This window comes from Peptoniphilus rhinitidis 1-13 (genome assembly GCF_000246925.1).
In the GTDB taxonomy this organism is placed as follows: Bacteria; Bacillota; Clostridia; order Tissierellales; family Peptoniphilaceae; genus Peptoniphilus_A; species Peptoniphilus_A lacydonensis.
Genome location: NZ_BAEW01000026.1, coordinates 1 through 10,242, shown reverse-complemented (window position 1 = coordinate 10,242; position 10,242 = coordinate 1). Strand labels below are relative to the sequence as shown.

12 protein-coding genes are annotated in these 10,242 nt (G+C 25.9%); 11 read left to right on the top strand and 1 reads right to left on the bottom strand.

Annotation, left to right across the window (positions count from 1 at the left end):
• Positions 1–11 precede the first annotated feature (11 nt).
• On the bottom strand, positions 12–2,762 hold the full coding sequence (locus RH95_RS08870; protein ID WP_010248431.1) for a toprim domain-containing protein: 2,751 nt from the start codon (positions 2,760–2,762) through the stop codon (positions 12–14).
• Between the two features lie 130 nt (positions 2,763–2,892).
• Between RH95_RS08870 and RH95_RS08865 the strand changes: the two genes are divergently transcribed.
• The 11 genes from RH95_RS08865 to RH95_RS08815 all read left to right on the top strand — a co-directional run bounded on the left by RH95_RS08865 (position 2,893) and on the right by RH95_RS08815 (position 10,031).
• Entirely contained in the window at positions 2,893–3,225 is a 333-nt protein-coding gene (locus tag RH95_RS08865; protein ID WP_010248429.1) for a hypothetical protein, read from the top strand.
• Positions 3,222–3,629 carry a hypothetical protein gene (locus RH95_RS08860; RefSeq protein WP_010248427.1) on the top strand — a complete coding sequence of 136 codons (408 nt, stop codon included), beginning with the start codon at positions 3,222–3,224 and terminating at the stop codon, positions 3,627–3,629. Before RH95_RS08865 ends, RH95_RS08860 begins: the two co-directional genes overlap by 4 nt.
• Positions 3,630–3,648: 19 nt before the next feature.
• A complete protein-coding gene (locus RH95_RS08855; RefSeq protein ID WP_010248425.1) occupies positions 3,649–4,152 on the top strand; it encodes a hypothetical protein in 504 nt (167 codons plus the stop codon).
• Positions 4,153–4,198: 46 nt separating this feature from the next.
• Positions 4,199–4,975 carry a hypothetical protein gene (locus RH95_RS08850; RefSeq protein ID WP_010248424.1) on the top strand — a complete coding sequence of 259 codons (777 nt, stop codon included), beginning with the start codon at positions 4,199–4,201 and terminating at the stop codon, positions 4,973–4,975.
• Positions 4,965–5,423 (top strand): signal peptidase I, encoded by a 459-nt coding sequence (gene lepB, locus RH95_RS08845; protein ID WP_158309981.1) that lies wholly within the window; start codon positions 4,965–4,967, stop codon positions 5,421–5,423. The genes RH95_RS08850 and lepB overlap by 11 nt, the downstream gene beginning before the upstream one ends.
• 3 nt (positions 5,424–5,426) lie before the next feature.
• Positions 5,427–6,875: a VanW family protein gene (locus RH95_RS08840; RefSeq protein ID WP_010248418.1), complete on the top strand. Its 1,449-nt coding sequence runs from the start codon at positions 5,427–5,429 to the stop codon at positions 6,873–6,875.
• An 11-nt stretch (positions 6,876–6,886) separates the two neighbouring features.
• Positions 6,887–7,768 (top strand): hypothetical protein, encoded by an 882-nt coding sequence (locus RH95_RS08835; protein WP_010248416.1) that lies wholly within the window; start codon positions 6,887–6,889, stop codon positions 7,766–7,768.
• A gap of 37 nt (positions 7,769–7,805) precedes the next feature.
• Positions 7,806–8,072, top strand: coding sequence for a hypothetical protein (locus RH95_RS08830; RefSeq protein WP_010248414.1), 267 nt, complete (start codon positions 7,806–7,808; stop codon positions 8,070–8,072).
• A 53-nt stretch (positions 8,073–8,125) separates the two neighbouring features.
• On the top strand, positions 8,126–8,842 hold the full coding sequence (locus RH95_RS08825; protein WP_010248412.1) for a hypothetical protein: 717 nt from the start codon (positions 8,126–8,128) through the stop codon (positions 8,840–8,842).
• A 72-nt stretch (positions 8,843–8,914) separates the two neighbouring features.
• On the top strand, positions 8,915–9,598 hold the full coding sequence (locus RH95_RS08820; protein WP_158309980.1) for a thioredoxin domain-containing protein: 684 nt from the start codon (positions 8,915–8,917) through the stop codon (positions 9,596–9,598).
• Entirely contained in the window at positions 9,585–10,031 is a 447-nt protein-coding gene (locus RH95_RS08815; RefSeq protein WP_010248408.1) for a hypothetical protein, read from the top strand. The genes RH95_RS08820 and RH95_RS08815 overlap by 14 nt, the downstream gene beginning before the upstream one ends.
• Positions 10,032–10,242 lie beyond the last annotated feature (211 nt).

Genomic DNA, 10,242 nt, shown 5'->3' with positions numbered 1-10,242 from the left:
CCTTGTTTTATTTATCTTTGAAATTCCTGATTTATTTTTCTTTGTTCTTGGATCAGAAAGCTTTTGTCTAACTCTTCATAGAGTCTTCCTTGTCTTTGTATTTCTCCTTTTCCTTTTTCGGTTTTAACGTCTTTAAAAGTGTGTTGTTTATTATTACCTATATAGTTTGTTTGACCTTGAACATATTCTAAATTAATTTTATCTTTATCTACTGTTGAAATCATTAGTGGATAACTTTCAAAAATTTTATTCTTATCTTTTAAATTATCAATAATATCATTGTTTTGAATTTTTTGCATCTCTGTTTTTTCATCTTTTAAATTTTGGCAATATCCAAAGACATCTTTGTCATAACTAATTCTATTTTCTACTTTATAGTTTTCAGAAAATATATTATTTGTTATAAGAGTTCCATCTGAATATAGTTCGTTAATGTCCTCAATAAAAAATCCCTTGTATCTGTCTGAGTGATTAAATTCTTTTGGATTTTCTAAATTTTTTACGTTTGTTTTTTTATTTTTTATGTCTATGTCTATTTGCATAAAAGCATCTTTAATACTATTCCCATCTTCTTTTCGTGCTTGTAATAAAAAAGATCCTGTTCTTAGCTTGTCTAGTAGAGCAATTGATTCTGAGTTTTCTAATCCGTATGGTTTAAAATTTGCTTTGAAATTATAACCTACATCTTTTTGTAAGAGATCCTTTAAAGAAACGAAACTTTTATACTCTTTACCTTTATAATCTTTTGCTTTTAAAACAAAAATGGGTTGACTGTTTAGTTCATCTAATATTTCTTTAAATTGTTCACGACTTAGTGGAGGTTCTTTTTTAATTTCATCTTTCTCATTGTTCATTCTCAATCCATCCTTTAAACTGTTCTTATTTATATAATGACTTGTCGTTTTAGAAGAATTTGTTTTAACTTCTTCCTTTGTCGGTTTAGTCTTTAATGTGTTCTTAGTTTTGTTTTCTTTAGGTGTTGGGTCTTTAACTTCTTTGTTTGTTTTTACAGTGGTTTCTTTTTTAACTGTTTTTTTTATTGGACGTGCTTCTTTCTCTGTTTGTTTTGTTGCTGTATTTTTTTCAATGTTATTTTTATTTTTAAAATCGACCCTTTCTTTTAGCTTAGTTTTTTCATTTAAGCTTTTGTTCAAATTTAAATCCTTATCTTTAGATTTTTCTTCTTTTTTTAATTTAGGTGCTATGATTTTTTTATAATAACCAGCATTGTTATTTCTTAAAAGGTAGTTGTCAATTTCTTCTTTTGTCAAGCCAGTCTTTTTTGAAACTTCGTCCAAAACTTTTTCAAAATGTTTATCCTTTGTTTTAGTTATGGAGTCATAATTTTTATTGATGTAACATTTTTTTGTTCCTGAAAAAGATAAATTAACACCCTTATTTATTAAATCTCTAATATTTCTTCCCATTACTAAAAAGTCATTAAAGTCTTTTGCTATCTTTATTTCATTTTTATTATTTGGATCAGGTTCTGCAACTCCTAACCTTATTGCCTCACTATATGAAGAGTTGTCTAACATGTTATATGGATATGACAGGTTAGGTATATGTTTAAAATGTTCAATGTAAGTTTTTACAGCATCCATTCCAGCTCTGTCATTATCCATTGCTAAGGTAATATCATTTAAATCAACATTTAAGTTTTTTAAAGAGTCTTCAACTGCCTTTACAAGATTTCCTGTACCACCAATTCCAATAATTCCGTAGTTAATATTATCTTTGTTTTTCAAAACTTCGTCTAGACTCATGGCATCTATAGCACCTTCTACAAAAAATAAGTTATCTAGTTTTTTGTTTTTATCTTTTATATATTCAAAAGGTGCGAAGTTGTCTCCAGATTTATTATATTTAAAATTTCTTTTATTTTCTTTGTCAAAATTTTTAATTTCAGCAGTATATATTTTCCCGTTGTTAGTTCCTAAAAATGCGATGCCATCTTTACCATCCCATAGTTTTACAGATAACATAGAGTCTTTATATTTGTTGATTGTGTCATCAGAAAGTCTCCTAACTTTCTTTAAATATTGCCAAGCTGGTTCTTTAGGTGTCATTTTTTTTGCATCATAGGTATAGTTTTTCAAAACTCCAATTCTTTGGTTTTTATCCTTTGGGTCTATTTCAATTTTTTTAGACATTACATTTAATTTGTAAATATCTTCTTTTGTTTTTGGATCAACTCTATATTTATTAAGTTTAAATTCTTTATTTTTTTCGTTATAAGATTTTTTATCACCAAGAATTTGTATTTCTTTTTCAGGTGTTTTATTCTTTATCAAATCTCTTTTATTTTTACTTTTAAGTTTTGAAAAGTTTCCTCTGTTGTCTTGCTTAGACTTTTCAAAAACTTTTTCTAGTAAGCTGTTCATGGTTAGGCCATAGTCTTTTATTAGATTGTCAACAGCTTTTTCTCTAATAGAATTATCATTTTTTAATCCGTTTGTTGCCGTTCCGTTAGCATCTAAATATATTTGAAAGTCAATTATATTTAGTGCTGAAAATCCTGTTGAGTAGTCTTTAAATCCATAACCACTTTTAGAAATATCAGACTTAAATAAACTTATAGCACCACTTTTACTTGCTCTCATATCTCTGTCAGAGGTTGAGCCTTTTTTATTCCAATTAAATCCAGCTTCTTCAGTTCTAGTTTTTAAATCTGGAAAGCTGTTAGAGTTGGATATGTAATAGTAAACATTCCTTTTTTGAGCTTCGGACAAATCAGACATGGATTCATATTTTTTTCCCATTTTTTTATTTCTCCTTCCTTAATTATTTCTCATAAAGAAAATACCTTAAAAAGTAATTTTTTTTGGCTAAATCTTAAAATAAAAGAAATTTAAGGTATATTTTCAATAAACAGATGAAAGGAGAATGTTAATGCAAACAATAATCTTGTTAGTTTTAGTCCTTATCGAATCTTTTGTTGCTGTATATATTTTAGAGCAAGAAGAGGTAATCCACCCTATAGCTAGGGTTACAGACTTTTTTGACAGGCAAAAGAATGGTATTAAGGATGAGGACAATTCAGAAGTTGATGATCTTCAAAATCAAAAGCTCTTAGAAGAAGAGCAAAAGACAAAAGAAGAAGAAGATAAGAAAATCCATGAAAAGATGGATAAAACAAAGAAAAAATTAGACGAAGAATTTGCTGATATAGAAGTTGACGAAGATATTTTTAAGGATCAACAAGACTATATGGATATCGAATGATTAGACAACTGCCAATTTATCAAAATAGAAGAATCATACAAAGGGAAGCTTATAGTTTTGTAATGAACTATGTAGAAAAGCAAGAAATCAATAAAATCTCAGATATTTTTGCTGGAACAGCTTCTTTATCTATTCCTTTTTTTAGACACGCTAATGAAATACTTTTAAATGATAAATACAAGTTTTTGTTTTATTATTTATCTGTTTATACAAAAAGTCTTAATAGCGACTTTTCGTTAGAATTGCAATATGCAATAAATGAAATAAATAGTGCTGAATTATATAAAGGTCAAATTTTTGAAAAATATTCTCATGGTGTAAATACTTCTTTTTTTGGAGAAAAAGATTCGATAAAAATAGATTCCATTCATAAGTATTTGCACGAAAATAAAATCTTTTTTTAAAGATGAAGTCTTTAATGCCTTGTATGGAACTTTCATATATTCAGTATATAGGGCAAGCAACATTAAAAATGGATATTTCTACATTAAAAGTAAAAGCGAAATAGCAAATGATAATGTTTTTAACTTTAGATACCTAGAGCCTAATGAATATTTTAAAAATATGAATATAAAGATTTCTAATTATGATTATAAGGATTTTATAAAACTATATTCAGGTGATCTTTTAATAATAGATCCACCAATAAACAGAAAAAACCTAACTTTATATTATCCTTTAGAGTATCTGGCACAAAATCCCTACCATGGGGTTCAGCCACTATATTATGAAGATGAATTTTCATATTTAAACAAAAAGTATTTAAACTCTCTCTTAGCACTAATAAAGCGTGCTTCATATAAATATATTCTTTTATATTTAGATAAAAGGGTTTACGAGATGTTTCCAAAATTGTTTTTTGAAATGTTTATTTATCATAAGTTACAGATAAAAAACGATTATTTAGTGTTGTTAGAGAAAATTTAATTTTTTTCTAACAACATTTTAATTTTAAGTTACTTTTAAGATAGAGGTGATAAAAATAGAAGACTTACTTTATAAAAAATTAAAAGAGGAAGAATTAGTTCTATTCTTAGACTATGAGAGAGAACAAAGCATGCTAAGGAGTAATTTAAATACAGGTGTAGACGTTCTCGAAGATGACAATATTTTTTATTGTAAAAAGCCTGTGCATAAATGGTCTACATACAAGATCGGAATTAATAAGGAGTTGTTTTTAAAACTTTGTGAATGGACTACAACTCATCAGGGTGCTTATACAGAAGAACTTAGAGAAATTAATTTAAACAGGCTGGCTAGGTATTTGAAAGTAATTAAATCAAACAATAGTACACTAGCAAGCTTTAAAGATGATTATTCTTTGGAAGAATATAAAGACATTGCATTTTTATTGGATAGTTTAGAAGAAGATCCTAGATACAGAGAAATATATTCAGAAATATTAGATTGTGTTAAAAATGAAGATATTAAATACAAGTATTCAAATTTAATTGATTTTAACAAATACAATTATGGAAACTTATATGAGATTTTAAAATACGAGTACATGAAAAAGACTATTTATAGAAATGTTTCTTACAACTTTTTAGACGAAGATAAAGGGATATTTCTTATACCTAAGTTATGGTTTCTTTTTCTTTATCCAAATTTCGATAAGGGTGCAGAAGACTTTATTAAGTTCTATCCTAATCTTTATGTAGAAGTAAATAAAAGTTTAAAACTAGTAAATAACTTATCAAGATTTAGCAACAAGGAGATATATAAAAATGTTCAAAAATATGAGTTTTAGTAAATTTTGCATAATAATTTCTATATATTTTCTTTTAATGGTAACCATACAAAACCATGTTTTTGGAGTTTTTCGAGTTAGTGGCGATTCAATGCTTCCTAATGTTCAAGACAAAAACTTTAAGGTTGTTAATCACATGGTAAAAAAATATGAGAGGGGAGATATAGTTGTAGCAAAAGATTATAAAAATAAAGTTTTCATTGTTAAAAGAGTCATTGGTTTACCTGGTGAAAAAGTCGACATTGTTGAAAATAAGGTTTATATAAACGGAGAAAAATTAAACGAACCTTATTTAGATGAAAAATATAACAATGCAGATGACTGTATAGGCAATGTTAGACTAAATAACGATGAATATTATTTGTTGGGTGATAACAGGGGAGACTCTGTAGATAGTAGGTCTTTGGGTCCTTTTAAAAATAAGGACATTATTGGGAGGTGCTTTTAAATTATGAATAAATTATTCAAAAATAAAAAAGTATTGTTAGGAATTCTTTTTTTATCAATATTAATTTTCTTGGTTTATTATTTCGTGTTTTCTAAAAAAGCTTTAAATGAAGAAAAAATAGATACGTCAAAAATAGAGACGATTGACGAAAGTAAGCTCGATCGAATAAAAGAGGGTGTTACCCTTAAAAACCTTGATTTCGAAAATTTAAATAGAGAAAAGGCAAAGAAAAAAATAGAAGAAAAACAAGAGGAACTTTTGGAAGGAAAAATAAATTTTAAATTTGGGGATATCAATGATGTCAGAACAAATCCAAGAACATTAACATATAAGTTGAGTGATATTGGTTATGAAGTTGATATAGCTAAAACTATTAATAAGCTGTTAAAGGCTTCAGAAGGCGAAGAAATAAACCCTGTTTTTAAGCTAGAATCTAATAAATATGCAGACTTTTCGGATTCTCTTTTTGCCGATGTAAGCCTTGAACCTATAAACGACAAGCTAATACCTGCCTATGATAAAGAAAAAAACAGCTTGGGATATAGTGACCCTGATAAAGTATTCGTAAAAAGCCAATATGAAAAAGGAGTAGACGGAAGAAAGCTAGATTCTGAAAAGCTTAAATCTATATTAAGTGAGGGTTTTATTGGAGAAATTGAAGTTCCTATTGAAACTATTAAAAGAAAAGAGCTTGATCCTAATATAGTAAATAAGTCACTAGAGCTTTTAGATTCTAAAACTATAAAAGTTAAACCAATGACTTTAGATTTAAATGATAGGCTGACAATTAGGAACACAAGATATTATGAACAAAATAATTCAATACTTATGAGTTATTTGAATAATGCGTTTATTTCACCTTATGGTCTTTTTAATTTAGATAGATATTTAATGACAGAAAAAGACTTGAAAGATGAAGTATATAAAAATAGACTTTCAAGGTTTAGCGTTGGCATAGACGAATATCTTGATGACTTTTTAGAAATTAAGGGTGCAGGAATATCACAGGGCTTGTCTACTTTATATGAAATACTATTGGGGGCAAACTTTGAGCCAATTAATGTAAGCCACTATTCATATTACGACCCAATATTCCCTATGGGTCTTGATGTTAAATATGATGAAAACAAACCCTTTATTTTAGAAAATCAATCGTCTTCACCAATCCTTATTAAAGCTAAAACTGTTAGAAGTGAAAACAGAGAAATAACATATTCCATCCAGATTTATGGAATACCATCAGATTATGAAAAAGCTACTGTTGAATCTAAGGTTATCAATAAACTAGAACCTAAAACAGTTTATATAAAGGCATATGAGATAGATAAGGATGATGTTAGATATAAAGGAAGACAAGGATTAAAAGTAAGTGTATTCAAGAACTATGGCAACGAAACTAAGCAGATAGATGAAGTAAATTACAAGCCATTAGATAATATTGTCGTTCAATAAAGGAGAAAAATATGAAGAAAAAGATTTTAATATTAGTAAGTTTGTTTTTTTGTTTAACCCTAACTGCTTGTGGTGGTAAACAAGGAGTAAATTATACAAAAGAACAACAAACAGTAGTTGCCTTTTTAGACAATCTAAAAAAAGGCAAGTACGAAAATGCTTCAAATTATGTAGAAAATCCTAATGATTTTATGAAGTTGGTTAATTTAAGACTTTTTGAAACTACAAATGTAGAGTTAAATTATTTAGATAAAAGACCTCTTGTGGAATATCAGATAGAGCAAGATGAGGTTGAAAGTGAAGATAAAAAGGGTAAAGTTCTGTTTTTAACCATGGTTATAAACAATTACTCCGATGCAGGTAAAAACTTCCTATATGCCTTAAATCAAGATGTAGACACAACGAATGTTAGCAAAGAAATTGAAAAAGGATTTAAAGAAGACAAGTTGTTAAAAGTTACTAAAATTCCTGTTGAGCTAGTAAGAAGAGAAGATGGAAACTATTTAATAAAATTAGAAGAAGTTAAACTGGCAGGAATTGAAACAACTATGACTAATTACATCTTCTTCAATAATGTAATGTTTAATAGGATTTTATCAGGCTATGCAGGAGCAATAGATGAAGTATTAAACGAAGAAATTCCAGATACAGAAGAAAATAAGAAAACAGATGATGGTTCTTATGATATAGATTATTTTGATAAATTAATTGAAGAAAAAGATAAAAATAAAAATTCAGAAGAAAAGAATAAGGTTAAAAAGGAAAATACCAATAAAACAACTAATGATAAAACTAATAAAAAAAAAACAAATCACCAGAGCAAAATAAAAAACAGCAAGATAATCAAATGTTCGAAGTGGAGAAGTAAGTTTAAAAAAAATGAATTTCTTTAAACTTTAGGTTATTCTTAAAGTGAAAGGAGATCTACGATTGAGCATTAAAAAAACAAGCACGAATATAACTAATATAAAAATAATTAAAGATTTTTTAATACTTTTCTTTTTAAGTACAATGTTGCTCTTAAATTCTGTTGACGCACTAGAATTTGAGATTGACGAAGAAAACTTCGTTTTAGGTGAATATTATACAGACACTATAATTGAATTTAATAACGAAAACCAAAAGACAAATACCCATGCTGTCGTAGATCTCCTTATTATTAATTCTTTAATAGAGATGTCAGAAAAAAAGAAGTAGATTTTGAAGAAAATATAAAAAATGAACCTTTAATAAATCACATAAGAAATCTTATGTATTATGATAAAAACTATTCAAGAGATCTTTTAATAAATTATTTTACAGAGAAAAAACTTTTAGAAGAGATAAAGAAATCATATATTTACAACAAAATGATTGATACTAACATATACTCTTTAAAAGATATAAATAAAGATACAAAGAAATTTGAGTATGAACATGACTTTAAAACTAATGAAACTACATTAAAAGACACTTTTTTACTCACATCATACATTTTTAAAGAAAAAGAAGTGTTTAATAATCTATTAGAACAAAAGGGATATTATTCAAAAAAAGATAAGGTATATATTAAGAATAAATTGCCCAAAAATCTAAATAACAACATTCAAACAATTTATGTAGAAAAAAATGATAATGAAAATTACAACTATATTTTAAAGCACTTGAATTTAATTTATGTTGTAGAGGATAAAAAAAGTTTTGAAGATGCTTGTAATAGTTTAATCGAAAAAAATTCACAAAAATACAGAATAAAAAAAGAAAAATACAAAGAAGAATCCTTTAATATTAGTAAAATACCTTTTATTAATAATACAGCTGTTGTTTGTGAAGTTATTTATATCCCTTCTGGTTATTCTTGGAAAAGAAAAATAATAATTGACAAAAACTATAAGACAAATACCAAAAAAGGAAAAGAATATATAGGATATTTCAATATTTACAATGGGTATTATTCATATTTTTATCCATTAAAAAAAGTGAGATGAGTTAAACTGAATAAAAAAGCAAAAAGATTTTTTTATATATTTCCCTTTGTTTGCTTGATAGCCATTGCCTTAATGTATTATGCAGATTATTCTAAAAGCAGGAATGTAAAAATGCAAAGAGTTGAAGATTATTTTGAACAAGTAGAAAATTATTACGATCAAGTAAATGAAACATATCTTCAAACTAAAGCAGATAATTTACAATATAAGGAACTTTTTAAGAAAATATATGAAGAAAAACATAAGAAAAAAGATTATTTAAATAGATATAAAAGATGTCAAAGATTAAACTTGATATTATCATATAATTCTTTAGTAGCAAAAAATCCATTAGATTATAATTTTTTCCTTGAAGTTAATAATAACTTAAATATAAAAATGAAAGGGTTAAAAACAAATTTATTATTTTCTAAAAATAAATCTATTTTAAATAAGAATGGTAAAATGGAACTGCCAGATGATATTATTGACATAAAGATTGTTACTAGAAATGATTGTGAATATTGTACTAAATTAAAGACTGATTTAAATTTAATAAATTTAAATTTTAAAGCTTATTGTTTTGATAAACAGCAGGATTTACAAGAAATTGACAATATAGAAAAAGACTATGGAAAAATAATTTTAGTTCCATTTGTAATTATTGGTGATGATAATGTAAAATATGGAGAGGATAAAGATTTTAAGAAAAAACTTATAGAAATAGTATGTGAAAAGATTGAAGAAATAAGGGGCGGTGATAATGTTGAAGAATAATGATTCAAAAAATGTTATCAGAAAAATGGATCAGGATGAAATAGGTTCAACATTAGATAGAGAAAAGGGAAATAAAACTATTACTTTTACAGGGGATGTTAAAGAACTAGTTGATAGATATAGAGGATTACAACAAGAAAACATAAAATTAAAAGAAAAAAATAAAAAAATAGAAAAGGATTTTAATGATATATCTAAGTTTTCCATAGAGGTAGCTTTAGAAGCTTTTAAACGCTATTTTAGTATTGAAAACAATAAAGATTTTGAAGCTATAAAAAAAATGGAAAACAAACATCAAAAAAATAATCTTCTTTTTATGTTCGACAATCCAGAAGATGCAGAAGAAAATGAAATAAGATATAAAATGTATAAGATTAAAGAAAAAAGATTTCTTAATTTTTTGAAAGATTCAATTAAAAAAAGATATAAATAATTGTCTACTGCATCTTGTTTTTTAAAGTTATTTTCTTCTAATACAAATACATTTTAATTATCTTTAAATCTCATTATTATAAATTGAAAAATTAAAATTAATAATAAATATATAAATTTCAAATATATCCATTTATTTCCGTAATAATAAATAGAGTTTATATTTATTAAATTGATATTAACTAAGTTCATTAAACTAAAGATAAAAGATA

Excerpts from the sequence above, each read along its gene's own strand:
- RH95_RS08870 (WP_010248431.1), bottom strand. The coding sequence starts at position 2,762 with ATGGGAAAAAAATATGAATCCATGTCTGATTTGTCCGAAGCTCAAAAA.
- RH95_RS08865 (WP_010248429.1), top strand. The coding sequence starts at position 2,893 with ATGCAAACAATAATCTTGTTAGTTTTAGTCCTTATCGAATCTTTTGTT.
- RH95_RS08820 (WP_158309980.1), top strand. The coding sequence starts at position 8,915 with ATGTATTATGCAGATTATTCTAAAAGCAGGAATGTAAAAATGCAAAGA.
- lepB (WP_158309981.1), top strand. The coding sequence starts at position 4,965 with ATGAGTTTTAGTAAATTTTGCATAATAATTTCTATATATTTTCTTTTA.
- RH95_RS08860 (WP_010248427.1), top strand. The coding sequence starts at position 3,222 with ATGATTAGACAACTGCCAATTTATCAAAATAGAAGAATCATACAAAGG.
- RH95_RS08835 (WP_010248416.1), top strand. The coding sequence starts at position 6,887 with ATGAAGAAAAAGATTTTAATATTAGTAAGTTTGTTTTTTTGTTTAACC.
- RH95_RS08815 (WP_010248408.1), top strand. The coding sequence starts at position 9,585 with ATGTTGAAGAATAATGATTCAAAAAATGTTATCAGAAAAATGGATCAG.
- RH95_RS08825 (WP_010248412.1), top strand. The coding sequence starts at position 8,126 with ATGTATTATGATAAAAACTATTCAAGAGATCTTTTAATAAATTATTTT.
- RH95_RS08840 (WP_010248418.1), top strand. The coding sequence starts at position 5,427 with ATGAATAAATTATTCAAAAATAAAAAAGTATTGTTAGGAATTCTTTTT.